Annotated in this window: 21 protein-coding genes; 3 read left to right on the top strand and 18 right to left on the bottom strand. The window is 56.5% G+C overall.

Features of this window, described 5'->3' with window-relative positions:
* Window positions 1-58: 58 nt before the first annotated feature.
* From ftsZ to ftsW, 9 genes are all read right to left on the bottom strand, one after another.
* The gene (gene ftsZ, locus AB8B75_RS05000) at window positions 59-1,690 is read right to left on the bottom strand and encodes a cell division protein FtsZ (RefSeq protein WP_405360315.1); all 1,632 of its coding nucleotides are present in this window, start codon (window positions 1,688-1,690) and stop codon (window positions 59-61) included.
* 364 nt (window positions 1,691-2,054) lie between these two features.
* Complete coding sequence (gene ftsA, locus AB8B75_RS04995; RefSeq protein ID WP_405360464.1) at window positions 2,055-3,359, bottom strand: cell division protein FtsA; 1,305 nt, start codon at window positions 3,357-3,359, stop codon at window positions 2,055-2,057.
* 32 nt (window positions 3,360-3,391) lie between these two features.
* Window positions 3,392-4,267 carry a cell division protein FtsQ/DivIB gene (locus AB8B75_RS04990; RefSeq protein ID WP_405360313.1) on the bottom strand — a complete coding sequence of 292 codons (876 nt, stop codon included), beginning with the start codon at window positions 4,265-4,267 and terminating at the stop codon, window positions 3,392-3,394.
* The gene (locus tag AB8B75_RS04985; RefSeq protein ID WP_405360311.1) at window positions 4,255-5,175 is read right to left on the bottom strand and encodes a D-alanine--D-alanine ligase; all 921 of its coding nucleotides are present in this window, start codon (window positions 5,173-5,175) and stop codon (window positions 4,255-4,257) included. The genes AB8B75_RS04990 and AB8B75_RS04985 overlap by 13 nt, the downstream gene beginning before the upstream one ends.
* A gap of 120 nt (window positions 5,176-5,295) precedes the next feature.
* Entirely contained in the window at window positions 5,296-6,213 is a 918-nt protein-coding gene (gene murB, locus AB8B75_RS04980; RefSeq protein WP_405360310.1) for a UDP-N-acetylmuramate dehydrogenase, read from the bottom strand.
* Between the two features lie 9 nt (window positions 6,214-6,222).
* Window positions 6,223-6,471: a DUF2484 family protein gene (locus AB8B75_RS04975; RefSeq protein WP_405360308.1), complete on the bottom strand. Its 249-nt coding sequence runs from the start codon at window positions 6,469-6,471 to the stop codon at window positions 6,223-6,225.
* Between the two features lie 244 nt (window positions 6,472-6,715).
* The gene (gene murC, locus AB8B75_RS04970) at window positions 6,716-8,122 is read right to left on the bottom strand and encodes a UDP-N-acetylmuramate--L-alanine ligase (protein WP_405360307.1); all 1,407 of its coding nucleotides are present in this window, start codon (window positions 8,120-8,122) and stop codon (window positions 6,716-6,718) included.
* The gene (locus tag AB8B75_RS04965; protein ID WP_405360305.1) at window positions 8,119-9,222 is read right to left on the bottom strand and encodes a UDP-N-acetylglucosamine--N-acetylmuramyl-(pentapeptide) pyrophosphoryl-undecaprenol N-acetylglucosamine transferase; all 1,104 of its coding nucleotides are present in this window, start codon (window positions 9,220-9,222) and stop codon (window positions 8,119-8,121) included. The genes murC and AB8B75_RS04965 overlap by 4 nt, the downstream gene beginning before the upstream one ends.
* The gene (ftsW, locus tag AB8B75_RS04960) at window positions 9,219-10,388 is read right to left on the bottom strand and encodes a putative lipid II flippase FtsW (protein WP_405360304.1); all 1,170 of its coding nucleotides are present in this window, start codon (window positions 10,386-10,388) and stop codon (window positions 9,219-9,221) included. Before ftsW ends, AB8B75_RS04965 begins: the two co-directional genes overlap by 4 nt.
* 135 nt (window positions 10,389-10,523) lie before the next feature.
* Between ftsW and AB8B75_RS04955 the strand changes: the two genes are divergently transcribed.
* Window positions 10,524-11,693, top strand: coding sequence for an NAD(P)/FAD-dependent oxidoreductase (locus AB8B75_RS04955; protein ID WP_405360302.1), 1,170 nt, complete (start codon window positions 10,524-10,526; stop codon window positions 11,691-11,693).
* Window positions 11,694-11,725: 32 nt separating this feature from the next.
* Here AB8B75_RS04955 and murD read toward each other — a convergent pair whose 3' ends face one another.
* The 8 genes from murD to mraZ form a co-directional block, all read right to left on the bottom strand.
* Complete coding sequence (gene murD, locus AB8B75_RS04950) at window positions 11,726-13,117, bottom strand: UDP-N-acetylmuramoyl-L-alanine--D-glutamate ligase (protein WP_405360301.1); 1,392 nt, start codon at window positions 13,115-13,117, stop codon at window positions 11,726-11,728.
* 241 nt (window positions 13,118-13,358) lie between these two features.
* Window positions 13,359-14,441: a phospho-N-acetylmuramoyl-pentapeptide-transferase gene (gene mraY, locus AB8B75_RS04945; protein WP_405360300.1), complete on the bottom strand. Its 1,083-nt coding sequence runs from the start codon at window positions 14,439-14,441 to the stop codon at window positions 13,359-13,361.
* A 3-nt stretch (window positions 14,442-14,444) separates the two neighbouring features.
* Window positions 14,445-15,881 carry a UDP-N-acetylmuramoyl-tripeptide--D-alanyl-D-alanine ligase gene (gene murF / locus AB8B75_RS04940; RefSeq protein WP_405360298.1) on the bottom strand — a complete coding sequence of 479 codons (1,437 nt, stop codon included), beginning with the start codon at window positions 15,879-15,881 and terminating at the stop codon, window positions 14,445-14,447.
* Complete coding sequence (locus AB8B75_RS04935) at window positions 15,878-17,359, bottom strand: UDP-N-acetylmuramoyl-L-alanyl-D-glutamate--2,6-diaminopimelate ligase (protein ID WP_405360296.1); 1,482 nt, start codon at window positions 17,357-17,359, stop codon at window positions 15,878-15,880. Before AB8B75_RS04935 ends, murF begins: the two co-directional genes overlap by 4 nt.
* A gap of 18 nt (window positions 17,360-17,377) precedes the next feature.
* The gene (locus AB8B75_RS04930; RefSeq protein ID WP_405360295.1) at window positions 17,378-19,159 is read right to left on the bottom strand and encodes a peptidoglycan D,D-transpeptidase FtsI family protein; all 1,782 of its coding nucleotides are present in this window, start codon (window positions 19,157-19,159) and stop codon (window positions 17,378-17,380) included.
* Window positions 19,156-19,518 carry a cell division protein FtsL gene (locus AB8B75_RS04925; RefSeq protein ID WP_405360293.1) on the bottom strand — a complete coding sequence of 121 codons (363 nt, stop codon included), beginning with the start codon at window positions 19,516-19,518 and terminating at the stop codon, window positions 19,156-19,158. Before AB8B75_RS04925 ends, AB8B75_RS04930 begins: the two co-directional genes overlap by 4 nt.
* Window positions 19,518-20,510, bottom strand: a complete 993-nt coding sequence (gene rsmH / locus AB8B75_RS04920) for a 16S rRNA (cytosine(1402)-N(4))-methyltransferase RsmH (RefSeq protein ID WP_405360292.1) — start codon at window positions 20,508-20,510, stop codon at window positions 19,518-19,520. The genes AB8B75_RS04925 and rsmH overlap by 1 nt, the downstream gene beginning before the upstream one ends.
* A 3-nt stretch (window positions 20,511-20,513) precedes the next feature.
* Window positions 20,514-21,017: a division/cell wall cluster transcriptional repressor MraZ gene (gene mraZ / locus AB8B75_RS04915; protein WP_405360291.1), complete on the bottom strand. Its 504-nt coding sequence runs from the start codon at window positions 21,015-21,017 to the stop codon at window positions 20,514-20,516.
* 730 nt (window positions 21,018-21,747) lie between these two features.
* Here mraZ and AB8B75_RS04910 point away from each other — a divergent pair.
* Window positions 21,748-22,518 (top strand): hypothetical protein, encoded by a 771-nt coding sequence (locus tag AB8B75_RS04910; RefSeq protein WP_405360289.1) that lies wholly within the window; start codon window positions 21,748-21,750, stop codon window positions 22,516-22,518.
* Here AB8B75_RS04910 and AB8B75_RS04905 read toward each other — a convergent pair.
* Window positions 22,515-23,588 carry an Mrp/NBP35 family ATP-binding protein gene (locus AB8B75_RS04905; protein WP_405360288.1) on the bottom strand — a complete coding sequence of 358 codons (1,074 nt, stop codon included), beginning with the start codon at window positions 23,586-23,588 and terminating at the stop codon, window positions 22,515-22,517. The genes AB8B75_RS04910 and AB8B75_RS04905 overlap by 4 nt on opposite strands.
* A 223-nt stretch (window positions 23,589-23,811) precedes the next feature.
* Between AB8B75_RS04905 and AB8B75_RS04900 the strand changes: the two genes are divergently transcribed.
* Entirely contained in the window at window positions 23,812-24,048 is a 237-nt protein-coding gene (locus AB8B75_RS04900) for a DUF1127 domain-containing protein (RefSeq protein WP_405360286.1), read from the top strand.
* The last annotated feature ends 166 nt before the right edge of the window (window positions 24,049-24,214 follow it).

The following is a 24,214-nucleotide window of genomic DNA, read 5'->3' as shown; positions in this document are numbered from 1 at the left end:
TTTTTAAACAGAAAAGGGCTGCGAAATCGCAACCCTTTTTTTAGAATTCGTGATGATATCAGTTCGCCTGACGGCGCAAAAACGCGGGAATTTCGATGCGTTCTTGGTCTGGATCGACCTGCTCCTGAGGCATTGGGGCGGGTTGGGGCGCGCGCTGTTGAACTGGAGGCTGCTGTCGCGGCGCTGGCTGAGCTGCTCCCTCGGCCTGCCCTGTCATCCGGTTGATCAAGGAATTGATCCCAAAGCGCGGACGTTCTCCCTGTACCACCTCGCGCGGCGCCGTGGCTTCACGAGGCTCAGACCGAGGGGATGTCTTTTGTGCTGCAGCCCGCAGACGCGCCATCGCTTCGGGAGAGGGTGTCCCAGGTGCCGGCGCGCGCGGTGCCACAAAACTCTCCGGCTCCACAACAGAGTCCACACTGCTTGGTTCAAAAGCTGCGACCTGAGGCTGATAAGCAGGAGGTGGCAAACCATCGTCGGTTTGGGTTGGTATTTCGTCCGCAAAAATGTCTTCTTGCATGTCGTCGGAAGACGCCTGCTGAACGTCCAACGATTCAAACAGCGATGGCTCCTCGACCACTTCTGCCACAACGCTTTCTTGCGCATCTGGCATTGCAACACTTGCAGCGGCCACGGCCACCGGTACTTCTTCTTCAACGCTTGTTGCTGGTTTCAGCGGTTGCGACAGGGAGCGGCGCGGAACCGGCATTTCCGTGTTCACGTCTGTCGCGTCTATGCCCGTGGCCACGACGCTGACGCGCATCAGACCGCCCATGTCGGTATCCAATGTGGACCCAACGATAATATTCGCTTCCGGATCGACTTCTTCTCGAATGCGGTTTGCCGCTTCGTCCAGTTCAAATAGCGTCAGATCATGACCGCCGGTGATGTTGATCAACACACCCTTGGCACCACGCAGACTGATTTCATCCAGGAGCGGGTTGGCAATGGCTTTTTCCGCGGCCTGAATGGCGCGGTCTTCACCATCGGATTCGCCGGTGCCCATCATCGCCTTGCCCATTTCGTCCATGACGGCACGCACATCGGCAAAGTCGAGATTGATCAAACCGGGGCGCACCATGAGATCGGTAACGCCCTTCACACCTTGATACAGAACGTCATCCGCCATAGAGAAGGCTTCGGTGAACGTCGTTTTTTCATTGGCCAGGCGGAAAAGATTCTGGTTCGGGATGATGATCAGCGTATCAACAACCTTTTGCAGCGAATCTACGCCATCTTCAGCCTGACGCATCCGCTTGGCACCTTCGAATTGGAAGGGCTTTGTTACAACGCCAACGGTTAAAACGCCCAACTCGCGGGCTGCTTGCGCGATGATCGGCGCGGCACCAGTGCCTGTGCCGCCTCCCATGCCAGCGGCGATGAAACACATGTGCGCGCCAGCCAAATGGTCGACGATCTGTTCGATGCTTTCTTCCGCCGCAGCGGCGCCGACTGCGGCACGTGCACCAGCACCAAGCCCTTCGGTGACCTTGATGCCCAACTGCACCCGATTGTCAGACTTCGCCTGTTGCAAAGCCTGAGCGTCGGTGTTGGCAACAACGAACTCTACCCCGTCCAGCTCCTTCTCGATCATGTTGTTGACAGCATTGCCCCCAGCACCTCCCACACCGAATACGGTAATCCGAGGTCGTAAATCCGCCTGTCCGGGCATGGTGAGGGTGAGTGTCATGATGATATCCGCCTGTGCTGCTTTCCCGCATTTGCGAGCGTTTTTGATGCTTATTCTGCAGATATACTACTGGTTGAACCCCGCAGCGTCACGCAAAAAACACAGTTTCGGCACAAAATATGGGATTTCAGAGCGCCGTACTTGCTTCAGAGTGCGGTCATAGGCAAGATATTGCGCAAACTAGTTCACCTGACGCAAGAGAGAGCGTAAGAGATTCGGTCAGTTGCAATGCATCTGTCACGTCCAAAGACGTATCGCGGATCAATGTCGTGACGACTGCTCGGTCGCCTGTGGACCTCTAACGGGCCTCTCTCATTTCTTACCACAATGCGCTTAAAACGTCATGGTGATTCGGTAGCCTTGCTCACCAATTGTCTCGAAACCAGCGAACCGCACGTTTGATTGACTTATTGGGATACCGATCGGCCGGAATGTCAAAGTCCCACCATTCGTCTTGAGGATGCGCCGCAAAGAGCGTCAGACCCACAACGGATGCGAATGCCGGCCCTGTAGCGGCCTGCGGCAGCCCATGCACCCGCAAAGGCCGACCCAAACGCACTTGCTGACCGAGAATTTTGCTGGCCAGACCATCAAGACCGGGTATTTGACTACCCCCACCCGTCAAAACGATCTGCTGGCTCGACAGGTGATCAAACCCGGCCGCATCAAGACGTGCGCGCACTTCTTCCAATATCTCTTCAACACGCGGACGCATGATCCCGATCACCTCGGCGCGGCTGGCCGTGCGCCGGTCATGTTCAAAGTCACCGGTGTCACCGCCAATCTCGATCATTTCTCGATCGTCCACACCGGTGGCATGAACCCCGCCGTGCATTGTTTTGATCCGCTCCGCCGTCGACATAGGGACTTGCAACCCCATGGAAATATCGCCCGTGACATGATCCCCGCCCATCCGGACGCTATCGGCGAAAATCATGTGTTTCTTGATGAAAATGGAAACCCCGGTTGAGCCACCACCTAGGTCAATGCAGGCCGCACCGAGTTCTTGTTCATCTTCAACCAAGGCGGAAATGCCGCTCGCATAAGCGGACGATGCGATGCCCGCCAGCTCCAGATCGCAGCGCTTGATGCAATGGGCCAGATGTTGGACCGCATCACCGTTAATGGTCAGCATGTGCATATCGACCGACAGTGCGTTACCCAACTGTCCACGGGGGTCACTGAGGCCGGAGCGATGATCAATCGCAAAGTTCACCGGCTGCGCATGCAGCACTTCGCGCCCGACGCCGTAGTCTGGTACGTCACAGGCCGCCAGAACACGCGCCACATCCTGTTCGTCGACGGCCTCTCCTTCAAGAGCAATCCTTGCGTCCAAGCCGTAGGATCGTGGTTCTGCGCCAGCAAAACAGGCGATCACATGATCAACCCGAATTCCAGCCATTTTCTGGGCGCCCTGGAGTGCCGTGCGGATGGCGCGTTCACTTTCCTGCATGGCGCAAATCTCACCAAATCGTACGCCCCGCGAACGTGTGGTCGCAGCACCAATCACCCGGAACCCGGATTGACCGGCTAAAGATCCGATTTCACCCTCATCGTTCAGGTCTCCGGCACCGTCGAACCGCAACACGAGACAGGAAACCTTGGAACTGCCAACATCCAGAATAGCCACGACCCCACGTTGTATGGCCGCTTTACGCATATTTCGCATTTGGCGTTGGCTGTCGTAAAAGTCCATTTAGCTCAATTTCCTGAAATCTGTTTCATTTCACGCCACAAGGCCTTGGCCTGTGCGCTCATCTGTACGGTGGGCCGCGCACCCAATCGGAGATCCACCCGGACCACATCGCGCGCGAGAATGTCTTGCGCCCCATCGAGCATGATCACCCGCTCCAGCGCTTCCACCGCGCCATCTTCGGGCAGCAAAATACGTTGATCCCGGTCCAGCACGATGTCCCACCGACGCTCTCCCATGCGCACGATCCCCCGCAACCGATCACCCAAGGGTGCTGCCGCGCGATATAGCTGAAGGGCTTCTTCGGCTTGCTTGTCCGCCCCCTGCCCGGCAATCAGCATCAGATCCCGCCTGTCGAAACGATGCGGCACTTGGCCGAGATGAACACCTGTGATGTCGATCAATGTCAGCCCGTCGCGATTGCGCCAGATGGCCACAGGCGTGCGCGGTTTCACATCTACTTGCAAAACCCCGCCCGGACGTACGCGCACACCGACCGTTTTGACCGGTGCCAGCGCCGCGATCTTGCTTCGGATCTCCGGCAAATCCAGATCAAAGGAGCTAACAGGAAAATTGAGCGGTACGACTTCTCGAATGTCTTCTGCTAGTGCTGGGTCGCCGCCATCGATGGCCATGAGTTGGACCATGAATTCGGGACGTGTTTCGAAACTTGCCCGCGCCTCGGCAACGGTGTCGAGTATGGCCTGCCTGCGCCCCTCGTCCGCCAGATACCAGACGCCCGCCGCACCGATCAGCGCGAGCGGAACACCAGCCCGCATCATCAACAAGAATGTGGGCGTCAGCATCAAACGCTGCATCCGCCAGGCCCATCGGGAGGGAGCGGGGTCACAGGCACCGGGCGCGCGCGAGATCAACGATCGCAAGAGGCATCCTCCACCATCCAGGCGCATAGCGCGCCAAAACTCATCCCGCAGGCCTGCGCTTGTTCGGGCGACAAAGATGTTGCCGTCATGCCGGGCTGCGTATTGGTTTCCAAAAGGATCAGCCCTTCCGCGCCCCTGCTTTCATCCCAGCGAAAATCGGTGCGGCTCACACCGCGACACCCCAACGCCTCATGGGCACGCAAGGCATAGTCCATGCAGAGATCGAAAATGTCGGGTGGGATCTCAGCCGGAACAACGTGCCGAGAGCCACCCGGTTTGTACTTTGCGTCATAATCGTACCAACCGTCGGTCAGGATATCTGTTACCGTCAGCGCGCGGTTGCCGATCACGGTGGTTGTCAATTCGCGCCCCGGTGCAAAAGCCTCCACCATGACTTCGACTGGCATGTCATCGGACAATTGCGGCGGGCCATTGCTGGCTTCATGCACCAGATAAACGCCGACAGAAGACCCTTCGTTGTTGGGCTTGACCACATAGGGCGGCGCCATAACATGATGCGATCGCACCTCATCGGCTGGCGCCAGAATGCTTTTGACAATGGGCAACCCGGCGGCCACAAATGTCTCTTTGCTGCGCTGCTTGTCCATGGCAAGCGCCGACGCCAGAACCCCCGAATGCGAATAGGGGACCCCCTGCCATTCCAGAAGCCCCTGGACGCAGCCGTCTTCACCCCATCGCCCATGCAGACAATTGAGGATGGCATCCGGTGCAATCTTGTCGAGTACGGCACATAGATCGCGGTCCGCATCGACCTCGATCACTTCAAATCCTTCTCCCCGCAGGGCGGTCGCACAGGCTTGCCCGCTTGCCAGCGAAACTTCGCGCTCAGCCGAAGGACCGCCCATCAATACCGCCACACGCTGGGGTGTCCTGCTCGACTGACCCACTTTGGTGCCTCTTGCCGGGCCGTTTTCTGGCCCATTTGTAATTTTTTATGTCCGACTTTATCGCCGGTTCACACTTATAAATTCTACGTGCAGCATGACGGTATCTTGGTTAATGCAGCCTTAATTTTCGCCAATGCGCATGATTTCCCACTGTAGCGTGATACCAGTTTGGGCGTAAACCTTTTTTCGCACCTCTTCGCCCAATCCTTCCAGATCGGTGGCCGTGGCGCCGCCTGTGTTGATCAGAAAATTGGGATGTTTCTCGCTCATTTGCGCACCCCCCTTGCGCAGCCCGCGCAAACCGGCGTCATCAATCACTTTCCAGGCCTTGAGATCATGCACATCGTCGTTCTGTCCGGTAGACGAATATCCGGCCGGGTTGCGAAAGGTGGATCCGGCGCTGCGCTCTTTGGTGGGCTGCGTGGCATCCCGCTTGGCGATTTGCTCAACCATCCGCGCATGAAGCGCCGCTGGTTCGCCCGCAGGACAATCAAAAGTCGCACGGGTCAGGACATACCCATCCGGGAGCCGACTTTGTCGGTACCCGAACGCGAGCTCTTGCGATGTCAGCGTGATCACCTCGCCATGGCGTGTAACGGCCTGCACCTCGCGCAGTACATCCGCGATGTAACTCCCGTAACAGCCGGCGTTCATGCGCACCGCCCCTCCGATACTGCCGGGAATGGTGCGCAGAAAGGTCAGATCCAGACCAGCATCCGCTGCTTTCTTCGCCACATGCGCGTCCAGCGCCGCAGCCCCCGCTGTGACGCCTGTGCCTTTTAACTCGATTGCATTAAACGCCCGCCCTAACCGAACGACAACCGCACGCAAACCACCATCCCGGACGATCAGGTTAGATCCCACACCCATTGGGAAAATAGCCACATCAGACGGAAGGTTCCGCAGAAAGTTGCAAAGATCATCCAGGTCTGCTGGTTGAAACAACCAATCCGCCGGTCCGCCGACCCGTAACCAAGTCAAATCGCTCAAGCTTCGATTGGGTGTCAGGCGACCCCGAACGTCAGGCATGTTCATCATGCCCAAACTCTAGCGCAGCGTAACGCGTTTGATCCAGCGACCCACATAAATCACCGGCCACCGCAGCACGGACATGCCGCCTGCCATGATCAACATCCCGATCCAAGGGCCATGTTGCCAGGTGACCAGACCGACGATGGGAATGCCAATGATGATCAAAATATAAGCATTGCGCCAATGATTGTCCTTGCTCGGCATCATGGCCAAGACATTGGCGATCACGGCCCAGAACGCGGCCAGTATTAGTGAGAGGCTCATGTGGAGAACTCCGGTCTTTGCCCGCACAGGCGAGCCAGTAAAAAACGCAACGAATTGCGAACCATTAAAAAAACAGCAAAACCCGCCAAAAGGGCCGCTCCGCCAACCACTTCCACCGCAATCCACCGGACCAACAGCAGCGTCGCGACGCCGGGCGCCGCACCGGACATACATTGATGCCGCGTGCGAATTACCTCACTGTCTTTGGCATTGGAACCCCAAAAGGCACATGCCAACGAAAACATTACGCTGCCCCTTTGCGCAGCCGCGCAGGAAGCCCGTTTGCCCAAGCGCTGATGGTACCGGCTCCAAGGCAAACCACCATATCACCGGGGCGAGCTTGTTCCCGCACAAGGCGTTCCAGATCGTCCTCGCCCACAACAGCGCGCGCATGGCGGTGCCCGTGTCGGATCAGACCCGCGACCAAGTCATCCCGGCTGGCACCCTCTATCGGGTCCTCACCGGCAGCATAGACCTCCGCAATGCCCACCACATCGGCATCGTTGAAACAGGCACAGAAATCTTCGAACAAATCAGACAACCGTGAATACCGATGCGGCTGATGAACGGCAATCACACGCCCCTCTGTGGCCTGCCGCGCAGCTTTCAGGACGGCCGTAATTTCAACCGGATGGTGGCCATAGTCATCAATAATCGTCACACCATCGATATCACCGACCCGGGTAAAGCGCCGGTTAACACCACCGAATTTGGCAAGCGCATCTCTTATCTGGTCGCCTTTCATGCCCAAATGTCGGGCAACTGCGATAGCAGACAGTGCATTGGATACGTTGTGATCGCCCGGCATTGGAAGCGAGCATCCCTCAATCAGGATGTCTTCGGCCTGCAACGCCACATCGAAGTGCGCGACGCCGTTTTTGTAAGTCAGATTGACCGCCCGCACATCCGCCTGTGCATTGAACCCGTAGGTAACCACGCGTCGGTCGGTGATCTTGCCAACGAGCGCCTGAACCTCGCTATGATCGGTATTGCAAACCGCCACCCCATAGAACGGAATATTGGATACAAAATCGAGGAAGCCCTGACGCAAGGTGTCGAAATCACCCCAGTGTTCCATGTGCTCTGGGTCGATGTTGGTTACTATCGCGATGGTCGCGGGCAACCGGTTGAAAGTTCCGTCACTTTCGTCGGCCTCAACCACCATCCATTCGCCCTCGCCCGCCCGTGCGTTCGAACCGTAAGCATGGATAATGCCGCCGTTCACGACGGTAGGGTCAAAGTCACCGGCGTCCAGCAAGGTCGCCACCATGGTGGTGGTGGTGGTTTTGCCATGGGTCCCGGCCACTGCAATGTTGGATTTGAGCCGCATCAGTTCCGCCAACATTTCCGCACGGCGCACGATGGGTAGGCCATTCAAACGCGCGGCGTCCAATTCCGCATTGCCGCGCTTGATCGCGCTCGAAATCACTACAACCTCGGCATTGGCAATGTTTTCCGCACGCTGGCCTTCAAAGACATGTGCTCCGAGTTCTTCGAGACGTCTGGTGATAGGGGTCGACTTCAAATCGGACCCTTGCACGGTGTAGCCATGGTTCAACAAAACCTCGGCGATGCCCGACATGCCGATGCCGCCAATTCCCACAAAATGTATAGGTCCCACGTCTCCGGGCAGTTTTGTTGCTGCACTCATTCCTCTTGCCCTTTCGTTGCCAGCCATTCGACCATTTCAACCAATGCTTCGGTGGCGTCCGGTTTGCCAAAACGTGCCGCGGACCGCGCCATCTGCATTGCACCTTCAGGATTGCTCAGCACGGACAGGATCAGTTCTGTCACCGCTTCGATGTCCAGCCTGCTTTCGGGCACCATGATGGCCCCGCCCGCCTCGACCACTCCGCGCGCATTGGCGGTCTGATGGTCGCCCGTCGCCGCCGCATAGGGGATCAGAATCGATGGGCGACCGATCACTGTGAGGTCAGCAACCGAAGATGCACCGGCACGGCTGATGACCAATTGCGCCTCGGTCATGCGGCGCGGGATATCGTGAAAAAACGGCTGAACATCCGCGGTGATACCGTTTTCCGCATAAAAGGAGGTGACCCGCTCGTGATCCTCTTCACGCGCCTGATGGCTCACGCGAACGTTGCGCAACATGTCCATGGGCAGGCCCGCGATTGCCGGTGGGATCACATCGCTCAGGATGCTCGCCCCCTGACTGCCACCAATGACCAAAAGCTCCATCGGATAGTCGCCAGGTGAGATATACCCTGCTTCGGCACGCTCCAAAATGGCACTTCTGACGGGGTTGCCGGTGTGATACCCGTCAATACCCTCCGGTAGGTTCGTTGGCCAAGTTCCGCAGGCAATCGCATCAACTTTGTCGGAGAAAACTTTGTTTACACGACCTAAAATTCCGTTTTGCTCGTGGATCATACGTGGCAATTTCATCAGGTATGCGGCGGCAAGCGCGGGAATGGTCGGATAGCCGCCAAAGCCCACGACCACAGAAGGCCGATCCCGCCAGAAAGCCCAGAGCGCCGTAACCGACCCGGCCAATAGCTGCGGCGCTACCATTGCTTTGGCGAGGATGCCACCTCGCGCGAATGTCGCGCTGCTGATCTCTTCGATTTCCGTCTCCTCAGGAAACCCTTGCGTGTACCGCGCGCCGCGCGCATCTGTCGACAGTTTCACCCGCCATCCGCGCGACAGCATCGTCTCCGCCAGAGCCTGTGCCGGGAACATATGTCCGCCCGTGCCACCTGCTGCAATCAGAAGAAGTGGCTGTGTCGTCATTTCTTGCGTCCACGTACCAGAAGATCACTGATTTCACCCTGAGGGCGAGTGCGCGAAAAGGCAAGCAGCATCCCTACGGCAATCCCGCTCGCAATAATTGACGAACCGCCATAGCTCACGAAGGGCAACGTCATGCCTTTGGCAGGCAAGAGCCTTACCGCAACCCCCATATTTATCATCGCCTGTACGCCCAACGTACATGCCAACCCGGTGCCTGCCAATCGGATGAAAGGATCGCGCTCGCGCATTAACCGCAGCAGAGAACGTACTACAATCGTTGAAAAAAGTGCAATTATCACAAGCACCAATATCAACCCGTATTCTTCCGCGGCAACAGCGATGATAAAATCCGTGTGCGCATCGGGCAATGACCATTTGACCTGCCCCTCCCCAACACCAACACCAAAAAGACCACCTTCCTGGATTGCGTTGGTCGCATAGCCCAACTGCGTTCTGGGATCTATATCGGGGCTAAGAAAGCCGTCGATCCGTCGCGCAAAATGTTCGGAATTGGAATAGGCTAAAGTGCCACCAAAAACCACCAGCAACGCCATGCCCACCAGCAAGGTCATGGGAGCACCGGCCACAAAATAGATGACGCCCCATGAAAACAGCACAAGACAGGCCTGACCGAAATCAGGCTGCATCACGAGCAACGCCACGATCGCCAAGCAAAGCGCCAAGGACCACGATTTGCCGGGCGGGCCGTTTAATTCTGATGCAGCCGCCATCATCCACGCCGTTACGACGATGAATCCCGGTTTCATAAACTCCGACGGCTGGATCGATGCGAAACCGAGACCGTACCAACGTACCGCCCCTTTGCCAAAGTCCGTCCCCAGAAAAGGCAGCAAAGCCAGTGCAATAAAGGACACAACAAAGCCAAGAACCGCAAGGCGTCGTACGAGAACCGGGGACATCATCGAGGTCATGATCATCGCGGCCAGCGCAAGGCTTCCAAAAAACGCCTGTCGTTGAACATAGTGGAACGGCTCAAAACCGTTTTTGGCCGCAAGCGGGGGCGAGGCAGCAAGCCCAAGCATCAAGCCAATTGCAAAAAGGATAAGGATGCAGGACATCGCCCATTTGTCGATTGTCCGCCACCACTTGGGTAGGATCGGCTCGCCATCCCGAACGGGAACCGCGCCATACACCATCTCTGTCATGGATGCCTGCCTTGGATAACTACACTGCCTTTTGTCGCCCCTTTTCGGGGTCTGATCCGCATATAGTAGCGCGAAAACAACAACAACGCTAGCCTGAGACTTGCCATTTCGTGTAATTCGCGCCAGTTGGCAAGCATGCAAGTGGATACAGCGATTATCGGGGCCGGTGCGGCCGGTATGATGTGTGCGGCTCATACCAATGGGCGCACATTGATCATAGATCATGCGCGTGCTCCCGGAGAGAAAATTCGCATCTCCGGCGGGGGCCGTTGCAACTTCACCAATCTCTATACGGATGCAGGCACTTTTCTATCCGGCAACCCTCATTTCGCGAAATCGGCTCTGGCGCGTTACACCCAATGGGACTTCATTGATCTGGTAAACCGACACGACATCGCGTGGCACGAGAAAACATTGGGTCAGCTTTTTTGCGATGTTTCCGCGAAAGACATCATCGCCATGCTGCGCTGTTTAATGCAGCAAAACAACGTTGAATTACGTTTGCAAACAAAGGCTCACAGTTTTGCAAAATCACCCGACGGCTTCACCTTCGCTTGCACCAAAGAAGATGTGGATGAACGGGTTACGGCGAAATCGCTGGTTATTGCGACGGGTGGCAAATCCATTCCCAAAATGGGCGCAACGGGATTGGCCTATGATCTGGCCTCGCAATTTGGGTTACCCTTGACGGAAACACGCCCGGCTCTTGTCCCATTTACTTTTGCCAAGGACCGCTTTGACGGCTTGGCAGGTGTCGCGACAGATGCGCGTGTTGCTGCAGGCGGCGTAGGTTTTGACGAAGCTATACTTTTTACGCATCGCGGCCTGTCCGGACCAGCGGTTTTGCAGGCCTCTTCTTATTGGTGCGAAGGCACGCAGATTTCCGTAAATCTGGTTCCGAAGGCAGATCTGCTCGAGACACTGCAATTACAACGTACCACCTCAGGTAGGCGCAATCTAACCACCGAACTATCGCACCACCTGCCCAACCGTCTGGTAGAATTTTTGGCCCAAGAAACTGATTTGACCGGCAATCTGGCGGACCAATCCGATACAAGGCTGCGGGAGCTTTGCCAAAAGCTGTCAGATTGGCGTCTGACACCTTCAGGTACCGAAGGCTACCGTACCGCCGAGGTGACATTGGGCGGGGTTGATACCAACGCGCTCTCGGCCAAGACGATGGAAGCTAAGACAGTACCAGGTTTGTATTTCATTGGTGAAGCGGTGGATGTCACCGGCTGGTTGGGTGGCTACAATTTCCAATGGGCATGGTCGTCAGCCATGGCAGCGGCCTCTGCTTTATAGACCGACCATTTTAGGTGCTTGAAAGTGCATGGCTATAGATGTTTCTGCACTTGGGCCATAAAATCCTCACCCCGTTTTTCGAAATTGTCATATTGGTCAAAGCTCGCAGCAGCGGGCGCCAGCAGGATCACTTCGCCGGGGGCGGCCTGAGCAAAGGCTTGTGACACGGCCTTCTCCATCGTGGTGCACACTTCTGCTTCAACCGGCAGTTTCATGGCAAAACCAGCCGCTTCGCGACCAATCACATAAGCCTTGATGACAGATTGCGCCGCGCCAAGCTCGGCCAGCCCACCCTCTTTTTCCAAGCCGCCGCAAATCCATCGTACCCGTTCAAATGCCGACAAGGCCTTGGCCGCAGCGTCCACATTGGTCGCCTTGCTGTCGTTCACAAACCGCACGCCATCTTTTTCGCCAATCAACTGGCTGCGGTGCGGTAGGCCGGCAAAGCTATGGAAGGCCGCTTCAATCACCTTGGGAGCCAACCCCAGCGCTCGGCAAGCGGCATAGGCCGCACATGCATTCTGATGGTTATGCGCCCCCGGCAACCCCGCCACTTGGCGCAAGTCGATCGATGCCACTTGCTTGCCTTTACGGTATTCAGACAGAAACCCCTTGCGCGCAAACACCTGCCACCCTGGCCCGGTTAGTTTTTCGGAAACTGAAATTCGGATTACCCGGTCATCGGCGGGTGCTTCTGACAACTGTCCTGCCAAATAGCGACCCTCGGCCTCATCCACACCAACGACCGCGCGGTCTGGGCCCCCTTCGGCGAAGAGGCGGCGTTTGGCTGCAAAATACCCGCCAATACCGGCGTGTCTATCAAGGTGATCCGGCGACAGGTTGGTAAAAACAGCAATGTCCGGCGTCAAGCTGCGAGCGAGCTCCGTCTGGTAGCTGGAAAGTTCCAGCACAACGACCTCCCCATCTACCGCGGGATCGATATCGAGCACGCCACGGCCAATGTTACCGGCCAATTGGCAGGGTCGCTTTACCTCGCTCAGAATGTGATGGATGAGAGCCGAAGTCGTGGACTTACCGTTTGATCCTGTGACTGCAATAATGCGAGGTACGACGTCGAAATTGTCCCACTCAGACGTCGCAAAGGATTGGAAAAAGAGCCCAATGTCGTTGTCAACCGGAACACCCGCGGCCAGTGCCGCCGCGACCACCGGGTTCGGAGCAGGATAAAGATGCGGAATGCCGGGGCTGACGATCAGACGGGCGATTTCCTCGAAGTCGCGCGCCGCCTGCAACGGGCGGCAGTGGAACCCTTCCGCCTCGGCTTTGTCACGCGCGGCCGGCATATCATCCCAGCAAATCGGTGTGGCACCGCCCGCTTGCAATGCACGCGCCGCACTCAAGCCGGAGCGACCCAGACCCAGAACGGCGATATTTCGGCCCTCCAAACCTCTGACAGGAATCATCGGTTTTCTCCTCTTGGCAACTTCGACTGACCCTGCCGTCTTGGTGGGCTGGCAGCAAGGCGGTTTAAACCAAACGCATAGCTTTCCTAGTTACGACAGGCTGTTCTGGCTCGCGTGCAGGTCACGCCCATACCAAATGCATGTGTCGCATTACATATTTTGCGGAGCACGTTGAAAACCTTTTGAAAACCTCGGCCGCACCCTGTATTCCGCCCGGCCAATTTTTGGCCCATTGCGCGCGCTACCTAACCTTGAGCGTTGCCAGTCCAATCATCGCGAGGATCAGGGAAATGATCCAGAAACGGATAACGATGGTGCTCTCGGCCCAACCCTTTTTCTCGTAGTGATGATGGATCGGCGCCATCAAGAAAACCCGCTTGCCGGTACGTTTGAAATAGAGCACTTGAATGATGACACTCATCGCTTCGACCACGAAAAGCCCGCCCACTATGGCCAAGACGATTTCGTGCTTGGTGGACACGGCGATGGCGCCCAAAGCCCCGCCCAGAGCCAGTGAACCGGTGTCGCCCATGAACACCGCCGCTGGGGGTGCATTGTACCATAAAAAGCCTAAACCGCCGCCAAAAAGACCTGCCGTGAAAATCAGAATCTCACCTGTACCAGCCACATAGTGCACATCAAGGTACTCGGTGAAATCTACACGGCCCACCGCATAAGAGATCACACCCAGTGTACCGGCCGCGATCATAACCGGCATGATCGCCAACCCGTCCAGACCATCTGTCAGGTTCACTGCATTCGCAGAGCCGACAATCACGATGATAGAAAAGGGGACAAAGAAATAGCCTAGATTGATCAGCGTGTCCTTGAATACAGGCAAGGCCAGCTTGTTTTGCAGGGCTTCGGGGTGATACTGCGCGGCCCAATAGGCGGCGATCGCGGCAATGACCAACCCCAGCAGCAAGCGAATGCGACCCGGAACACCAGCAGAAGTTTGTTTCGAAACTTTGGCGTAGTCATCCATGAAACCGATGGCCGCAAAGGACATGGTCACAAAAAGAACGATCCACACAAAAGGGTTGTCGAGGCGCGCCCAAAGCAAAGTCGACGTCAACAGCGCACCCACGATCAACAGACCACCCATGGTTGGTGTGCCGGCCTTGACAAAGTGACTCTCCGGGCCGTCGTCGCGAATGGGTTGCCCCTTGCCCTGCCTTTTGCGCAGTACGGCAATCAGCGGCCTGCCAAAGAGGAACCCGAACACGAGCGCCGTCAGAAACGCTCCGCCTGCGCGGAACGTGATATAGCGAAAGAGGTTGAAAAAATCCCCCCCGTCCGACAGCAGCGTGAGCCAGTATAGCATCCCTTATCCTTCTTCCACGTCCAGCGGGGCATGTCCCATTTTGCGTATCGCGTCAACGATCAGACCCAGTTTCATGCTCAAAGACCCTTTGGCCAAAACCACATCACCGCTGTCGAGTGCGCGTTTGAGGTGAGGCAACGCCTCTTGAGAGGTCTCAAACCAAACCCCGCGTTGCGCATCGGGCAAGATATCGTAAAGCGCGTGCATCAACGGCCCGATGCAATGCACCACATCCAGCTTTTGCAATGCGGGCAAGTGCGCAAGGCCCGCGTGCAATGCGATCTCATCCGAACCCAATTCCTTCATGTCTCCGAGAAAGGCAATACGTCGCCCTTTCGAGACGCGCCCAATGTCGTTGAGTACCGGTGCTGCCGCCAGGACCTCCAGCGCCGCGGCCATTGAGGTCGGATTGGCGTTATAACTGTCGTCGATCAGATCGAGTGTCAGGCGGGTGTCAACAGCATCCAGATGGATACGTTCCCGCTGACCGCGCCCCTTGTAAGGTCGCCAACGTCCCAAAGCCCCTGTAGCCAGAGCAATATCTGCACGCAACGCGGCCACAACGGCCAGCGCCCCCAAGGCATTCATCGCAAAATGCCGTCCTGGCGAGGCTGTTTTGAAAAGCAAAGGCGCGTCGCCCATGAGCGCCTGCACCACAGTGGTGTCATCGTGTATTCCTGCACTTTCGAACTTAAAATCATAGCCTTCTGCACCAAAGGTAATGTCGCGCAATTTGCAATCGAGCGCCTTTGCCATCAAAATTGCAGAGGTTTCCAAATCTGCGTTCAATACTGCAACACCACCGGGTTCTACGCCTTCGAAAATCGATGCCTTCTCCACGGCGATGCCGAATATGTCATCAAAAGCCTCAAGGTGTGCCGCCGCAACTGTGGTGACCAGAGCCACATGTGGCCGCGCCATTTTAGCCAAAGGAGCTATTTCGCCGGGATGGTTCATACCAATTTCAATGACAGCAAATTCCGCATCTTGCGGCATGCGGGCCAGTGTCAAAGGCACGCCCCAATGATTGTTGTAGCTTGCCACCGACGCATGGCAGCGCCCCTGCGCACTCAACATTTCGAGCAGCATTTCCTTTGTGGAGGTCTTGCCCACGCTGCCGGTTACCGCGACCACCTTCCCCGTCATCCGGGAACGCGCCGCGCGCCCCAGATCTTCCAGACCGGCAAGCACATCACGGACAATCAACAAGGGCGCACCTTCTGAAACGCCCTCGGGCACATGATCCACCAGAGCGGCGGCGGCGCCCTGCTCAAGAGCTTGTGCAACAAAATCGTGCCCGTCACGTTGATCTTTCAATGCCACGAAAAGATCACCCGGCTCCAGCGTACGCGTATCGATTGAGACGCCAGTTGCGACCCACGCGTCGACCGTTTGGCCGCCTGTCGCAGCAACAGCATCCTCTGAGTTCCAAAGGCTCACGGCATCCTCCCATCGAGCGCGGCAACCGCTACGCTGGCTTGTTCGGTGTCGTCAAAGGGCAAAACATCGTCGCCCACGGTCTGGCCGGTTTCGTGCCCCTTGCCCGCGATCAGCAATGCGTCTCCCGGACCCAAAGCATCCACCCCGCGCAAAATAGCCTCAGCTCTGTCGCCCACTTCCTGTGCCTCGGGGGCTCCGAGCAACACAGCTGCGCGTATCGTCGCAGGATCCTCTGACCGCGGATTATCATCCGTGACAATCACCAGATCGGCGTTTTCAGCCGCCGCCTGCCCCATCAAGGGTCGCTTGGTGGCATCGCGGTCGCCTCCCGCGCCAACAATGGCGATCAAACGACCCATGACATGGGGACGCAACGCCTTGAGCGCAGTGGCTATCGCATCCGGCGTATGGGCATAGTCCACAAAAACTGTCGCGCCGTTGCGGCGTGTTGAAGCCAGCTGCATGCGACCCCGCACGGTCTTCAAGCTCTCGAAACTGTCAAAAACATTCTGCGGCTTTTCACCACAGGCAACGACCAAGGCCGCTGCCAGCATCACGTTTTCCGCCTGAAATCCGCCAATAAGGTTCAACCGGCGCACGTAAGACTTGCCGAGATGTAAAAACTGTACCGTCTGACCCGTGGGATCGACCTGTATGTTGCCAATGTGGAAATCGCCAATGTCGCGCCCTACCGAGACCACTGAGCACCCACGCGCATTGGCGATGGCAGCCATATCGACGCCGCGCTCTTCTTCTATGTTGATCACGGCTTTGGCGTCTTCGGGCAGAACGCGAGCAAAAAGCCCTGCCTTGGCATCGAAATAAGCCTGGAAACTGTCATGATAGTCGAGATGGTCTTGCGTGAAATTTGTGAAACCTGCCGCCTTGAGGATCACGCCATCGAGCCTGCGTTGGTCCAGCCCGTGACTTGAAGCTTCCATCGCGGCATGGGTAACGCCATGGTCGGCGGCCTTCGCCAAGGCACGATGCAAGGTGATGGGTTCCGGCGTTGTGTGCATAAGTGGAGCGGTCCACGCGCCTTCGACACCGGTCGTGCCAAGGTTGATGGCTTGATGCCCCAATAGGGTCCAGATCTGGCGCACGAAGGTGCTGACCGATGTTTTGCCATTGGTACCGGTGATGGCTACAACCACGGGCGGTTGACGTCCAAACCAGAGCGACGCGGCACGCGCCAAAGCTTCGCGGGGTTCAGACGTGACGACGACAGCCAAATTGCTGGTCGCCAATACGTCAGCGGCGATTTCCGCGCCTTTGGCATCCGTAAGAACTGCCGCCGCCCCTCTGCGCACGGCGGTTTCGATGAATTCCCCACCGTGCTGTCTGGCGCCCGGCATGGCTGCGAAAAGAAAACCGTCCGCCACACTGCGACTGTCGACCGCCAGGCCCGCAATCTCGGGGTTGCGACCGGCTTTGGCCGTGAGCCCCAGTGAAGAAAGTGATTTAACGCTTGCGCTCATGCCACCGGCCTTTTCGGCTTAGTTCTTGGTGAGCTTTATATCGGTCAATTCCACAGGTTCAACGGTTGGTCGCAATCCCAACAAAGGCGCCACCCGTCGGATCATCTCCGCAGCCACCGGCACCGCCGTCCACCCCGCCGTTCGACGCGGCTCATCGCCAACGGTATCCACCGGTTCGTCCAGCGTGACAATCAGAACATATTTTGGATCATGTGACGGGAAAATCGACGCAAAAGTCGCGATCACCTTGTCATCATAATACCCTCCACGAGGCCGCGGTTTGTCCGCAGTTCCGGTCTTGCCGCCCACTGAGTATCCCTCCACGTCGCCAAAACTGGCCGTGCCTTCAGTCACAACGCGGCGCAGCATCTTGCGCGCTTCGGCGGCGGATCTTTTTGAAAAAACCCTTTTGCCCATACGCGGACCATCCTGTTTGAGAATGGTGGGCTGAACCTTGAACCCCCCATTGGCAATCGCCGCGTAGCCTGCGGCCAGATGCATGGGCGAGGTCGACAGCCCGTGACCGTAAGAAATCGTCATTGTGCTCAGCTCTGACCATTTTTTCGGCAAGAGCGGTTTGCCAGTCGCCGCCTCCACGATTTCAAAATCCGTCGCCTCCAGCATCCCCAGTTCCTTGAGAAAGGCCCGCTGGCGATCAACGCCGATTTGCTGCGCCAATCTAGCCGTCCCGATGTTGGAGCTTTTCTCTATGATTTCGGAGACTGTCAGCGTTTTGCCATAGTTTCGAAAATCCCGAATACTGTGTTTTCCCCACCGCAGCGGTCCCTTTGTGTCAATCACGGTCGAAGGGTTCACAAGCCCCAGATCCATGGCCTGCGCCACCGTGAATATCTTGAAAGTTGACCCCAGCTCATACACCCCTTGAACGGATCGGTTGAAGAGCGGACTGTCCGATGCATCGCCTCTCACAGCAACGTGCGGACGATTGTTGGGGTCAAAACTGGGCAGCGACACGACGCTGATCACTTCTCCGGTATGGACATCCATCAAGATTGAGGTTGCCCCCTTGGCGTTCATCAATTTCATACCACCATAGAGCACGCGTTCCGCTGCGGCCTGGACCGTCAAGTCCAGCGACAACGCCAGAGGAGAATTGCCGTTGGCAGGATCGCGCAAGTAATCATCGAAATACTTCTCAACGCCGGCGACACCAATCACCTCCGCCGCATGAACCCCTTCGCGTCCATAACTCGCACCACCCATAACATGCGCAGCGAGGCGCCCATTGGGGTAAAGCCGCATGTCGCGCGCGCCAAAGAGCAAACCGGGCTCACCGATCTCATGCACTGCTTGTTTTTGCTCCGGACTGATCTTGCGTTTGATCCAGATGAACTTCCTTGCGTTGGTGAAATCCTTCTTCAACCTATCCGCATCCAGATCCGGGAAGATCTGAGCCAAGCTCGAGGCTGCATGATCCGGGTCCACCATTTGTGGTGGCTGGGCGTAAAGAGCATGGGTCTCAAAATTGGTGGCCAGAAGGCGACCATGACGGTCAACAATATCCGCACGGCTGGCGTGAATGCGCGCGCCAGGTGCTTCGACCCGCGGCTCCATCGGTTCAGCAATTGCCAAAAGCCCCATACGGGTCCCCACAACACTAAAGGCCACAACGAAGAACAACCCCAACACCAAAAGACGCCCTTCCGCACGCTGGCGGGACTGGTCACGCATTTGTTCGTGACGGATACGGATGTTTTCACGCTCGATGGCATCGGGATTTTCGCCTTTTTCGCGGGCCTCCAGAATACGGGCCAAAGGGCGTAGTGGCGTGCGGATCATGGGCGGGTCTCCTCTAAGATCGTAGCGTCCATGCTCGAAACATTCACCGGCGTCGTGACCGGTGTAATCGGCGCCGGCGGATATGCGACCTGATCGACATATCCAAATTGATCTGGATGCAATTCCAACAGGCGCAAACGATCATAGTTGATCTCTGCCAGATCTCGCAGCCTGTCGGGACGATTCAAATAGGCCCATTCCGCGCGCAACACAGCGAGACGTTCATGTGTTTGGCGAATATCGTGCCGTAAAGCATTGGTATCTCTTAATATTTCCTGGGTCGCATAGTTCTCACGATATGCCCAAAAAGCCAGGCCAATCACGCCTAAAGCCGTCAATACGTAAAGAATTGTCCGCATCAGAATACCTCCTTCACCATCGGCATGCCAATTGCTTTTGCGTCAATTGTCGCCGCAGGCGCGTCTGTGCGTCGAGCTACACGCAGCTTGGCCGAACGAGAGCGTGCATTGACCGCGACTTCTTCGGGATCGGCGGTAATGGCTTTGCGCGAGGATAAAACAAAAGCGGGCGGCACTTTCTCGATTTGCGGTGCATAACGATTGGCATTGCCGCCAGCGCCTGCGCGCGCTGTCAGAAAACGTTTGACCATACGGTCCTCGACGGAATGAAACGTGACAATTGCCAGAAGTCCACCTGGTTTGAGCGCACGTTCCGCTGCCATTAGACCCTGAAACAACTCTCCATATTCGTCGTTCACTGCGATCCGCAGGGCTTGAAAACTGCGCGTCGCAGGATGAGATTGCCCCGGCTTCGCACGCGGCAAACACCCTTCGATAATCGATGCGAGTCGCAACGTTGTGGTGATCTTTTCGAGGTTTCGCTCACGCACGATCGCCTTGGCGATACGTCGGCTGGCGCGCTCTTCGCCAAATTGAAAGAGGATATTAGCAATGGCTTCTTCAGAGGCTTCATTGACGACATCGGCCGCTGAAGCCCCCGTCTGGCTCATGCGCATGTCCAAGGGCCCGTCCCGCATGAAAGAAAACCCACGCTCGGCGAGATCAAGTTGCATTGAAGAAACGCCCAGATCGAGGACCACGCCATCGAGATCATGAGCGTAACTGTCCAATTTTGAAAACACGCCTTGTTGTTGTACGAGCCTGTCGCCGAAGGCACCAGACCAACTCGCCGCCATCTCAAAGGCCAATGGATCACGGTCCACCGCAATAACCTTGTCCGCCCCCGCCCCGAGCAGCCCACGCGTGTAGCCACCCGCACCGAATGTGCCGTCGAGCCAGATCCCTGTGACGGGATCAACGGCCTCAAGAATGGCTGACAGCAGAACCGGAACATGGGGGGTCGACGCGTCCAAGGGGGCGGCAGCAGCCATCTTTTATTCCCCTTTCTTGGCTTTCAGCAAAGTCAGCGGGTCGAAATCTTCGTCCTGCTCATCAAGGAAGGCCTCTGTCTTGGCAACCTCTTCCTCTGCATAGGTCTCAGGCTTCCAGATTTGAAAAGTGTCACCGGCTGCCAGGAAAAATGCCTCGCCTTTCAGATCAATCTTCTGACGCAGCTTTACAGGCAGAACGAGCCGCCCGGTTTCATCCACGGATGTGGGGAAAGACTGGCCCTGAAAAAGGGTCTGCAAAATCTTACGCTCACGCGATCCGCGCGGCAGGGCGTCAATCTGGTCGTCGACCTCGTTGATCGCTTTCATTGTGTAACATTCAAGAAATTTTCGACGGTGGTCGCCGTAGACGATAACCAGTTCAGGTGCTTCACCAGAAGTCCAATTTGGGTCGGCCGCTTCTATCACGCGGCGATAAGAAGCCGGGATAGACACCCGCCCTTTCGCATCAACCTTGTGATGGCTTTCGCCTCTGAACCTGCGGTTCACTGCCTTTACCCAATCTCATGCGCCACCTCAAAACTGACGCCTATCCCCCTGTCTTGAAATGGAAACGGCGGGTTGATCTGCTGCCACTGATCAACCCGCCGCCCTCGTCCCGCTTTGCGGGGAAGTCCAGTCGCGCGCGCCACCTGGGGGGATGTCTGCTCGCTCGCGCGCCGGATCTCTTGGTCTGATGAAAGCGAGGTGCCTGTATGAACCTGCTAGAGTTTTTGTTTACATGGGGTCGTTTGGTGCCCCGGTGCTCGTTCTCATCTGATGCAATAGGGATACAATGGGAAACTATGGGCTGGCAAGGGGTTTTTAGTTACCAAATTCCTAAGTATGGATAGGAAACGTTAAGATTTCACAGTATTATGGCAGGAAATCGCCAAATCGCTGCATAAATAGTGCCACCAGATCACCAAACCACAATATATAGAAGATGCAATCTCGGAAGTTTTTTCCCGTGATTTCCCAAAAAAAGACGACTAAGGATTTGGGCGCGCAGATATTCACTCTTTGTTCTCGAAGCTGCGCTTATCAGATCACGCCATCAGCTTCGAATCAAACGAAGAATCCTGAAGTCTTACCCGCCAATCTCGCCCTATCTCAAAATTCCCAAAACCGGTCCCATCAAATCCCAACCGTAAAAATTAACCAAAATTTTAGTTGCTGATGTATTCTCCACGCCCCGGCATGGTAGCGGTGTTGAAGTTAAATGGTAGAAGACAGTCGCGTGAATATCCCCATCGACATTCTGAGCCGATCGTTTCGGCTGATTCTGGCCGAGCCCCTTAGAACACTGACGGTAATCGCACCGGGTGCGGCACTTTATATGGTCGCCGCCTTCTTGGCTTACATGGGCTTCGAGACGGGCGGTGGCGCGGACGGGTCAGATTTGATCTTAAGCTACCCGTTGGTTGGGGGCGCGATAGTTGTCGTGATGCTCGCCTGGATGTGTTTTGCGATCCTGTGGCATAGGCATGCATTGTTGGAAGGGGACCGGCGAGCGCACGTGATGCGGCCCGGAAGGGCGGTGTTTGGTCAGTATTTCAAATGTGCCCTGATGATCACGCTGATTCTCTTTGCCCTCGCGTTCGGAGGTGCTGTGCTGGTCATTTTTGGCGCTTTTGCCTTGCTGGCAGCGACGGGTCCAGTGATCGGAGAATATGCCACTATGGGAATCAGCCTGCTTTTCATTGTTGCGCTCTCATGGATATTGCTGCGGATCAGCTTGATCCTGCTCGCCGCGGCCACAGGGCAGGTCATGAGCTTTGGCGAGAGTTGGCAGGCGACGCGACCCATTTCGCGAGATATCTTCTGGATTGCCATACTGCTGGCGTTCATGAGCGCGGTGGTAGAGCAGCTTGCCGCCGGGTTGGCGACGGCCGTGCCCTCCGCTGCACTGTTCTTCCAGGTCGCGAGTGATGCCATTCAAGCTCTGATCTACGTCAGCGTACTCAGCACACTTTATGGGCACCTTATACAGGGCCGGTCGCTGACCTAGGCCATGCCGCCCTTGATCAACCCATCGGCGATGCGCGCGTAAGCCTCAGCCATAGCGCCACCTTGCGCCGCGATCGGCGTGCCGCCGTCGCCTGCCAAACGGGTATCAAGGTCGATGGGCAGCACACCCAGCAAAGGCACGCCCATTTTCTCGGCTTCCGCCGCCACACCGCCCTGCCCGAAAATCTGATGCTCGGAACCACAATCAGGGCAAACAAACATCGACATGTTCTCGATCAATCCCAGCACGGGTGTTTTGAGCGTATCAAACATATCGAGCGCCTTACGTGCGTCAATCAAAGCGACATCCTGCGGCGTGCTGACCACGATTGCGCCTGTCAACTCGGACTTGGTGCAAAGCGTCAGTTGCACATCACCGGTTCCCGGCGGTAAATCGACGAGCAACACATCAAGCTCACCCCATTCCACCTGCCCCAGCATCTGTTGCAGCGCGCCCATCAACATCGGACCCCGCCAAACGACAGCTTTACCCTCTTCCATCATGAAACCGATCGACATCAATGTGACGCCATGCGCGTGCAGCGGAATGATCGTCTTACCGTCTGGCGATGCGGGCCGTTTGTTGACACCCATCATGCGTGGTTGGCTTGGACCATATATATCCGCATCCAACAGACCCACTTTGCGGCCTGCCTGTGCCAATGCCACCGCAAGGTTTGACGACACTGTTGATTTGCCGACACCACCTTTGCCCGATCCAATTGCCAAAATGCGTTGAACACCGCTGGGTTTGCTCGGACCGTCCTGTGGCTTGGGATGCCCGCCAATTTTCAGACTTGGAGGCGCGGGTTTTTTTTCCACCGGCCCATGCGCCGTCAGGGCAACAGAAACCGTATCCACCCCAGGCAGCTCGGCCACGACTTTTTCTGCCACATCGCGCAACGGGGTCATTTGCCGTGCCACTTCGGGACTTGGAGCCTCAATGACAAAGCGGATAACGCCCCCATCAATCGTCAAAGCACGAATCAAATCATGCGCAAGGATACTTTTGCCATCTGGAAGCGTGACCCGCGCCAGCACCGCCTCTATTTCGGCCTTCGTTACAGACATGCTCAATTTCTCCTCATATGCGCTACATTCTTAAGCGCCTGTTTCCGCTAACATAATCCAGGGGTGTATACTGCTTAACCCTATAGCAACACGCACAAAATTACGCTACGACCTCTATGCAATTGCTGCATAGCAGCATTGTTTATCTATGTATTGTGCAACTGCAGCATATTCTTAAATATAGGCCGTGAGATAGAAAACGAAAGAAAGTGAGGCACTGAAAATGGCCTACTACACAGAAACAAAATACAGTTCCGCCAGCCTGATTGAGCGCGCATTGCTGCAATCCGCGTCCCTTCTCCAAGACACATCGGCTCGCTATGCGCGGTATCGCGTGTTTCGTCAAACATATAGCGAATTGGCGCAGCTGACGGATCGCGACCTGGCTGATCTCGGCATATCCCGTTCGATGATACGGAGCCTGGCCATGGAAGCTGCGGAAAATTATTCGGGCAAATAAGCCGGTTACCAGATCAGATGCACCAATCCTCCTCCCTGGGGTATCTGTAACATAGCGGCGGCATTCACCTCCTCCCGAGTGCCGCCGCCCTGAACAAAGCGCTCAACAGCGCGCCAGCCTTCTCCGACACCAAGTCGCCGCAGGCCGGTTACCAGATCAGATGCAC

It is taken from the genome of Roseobacter sp., from assembly GCF_045106495.1.
Classification (GTDB): Bacteria; Pseudomonadota; Alphaproteobacteria; order Rhodobacterales; family Rhodobacteraceae; genus Roseobacter.
Note: the sequence above shows the minus strand (reverse complement) of the source record. Positions and strands in the feature narration are given on the sequence as shown.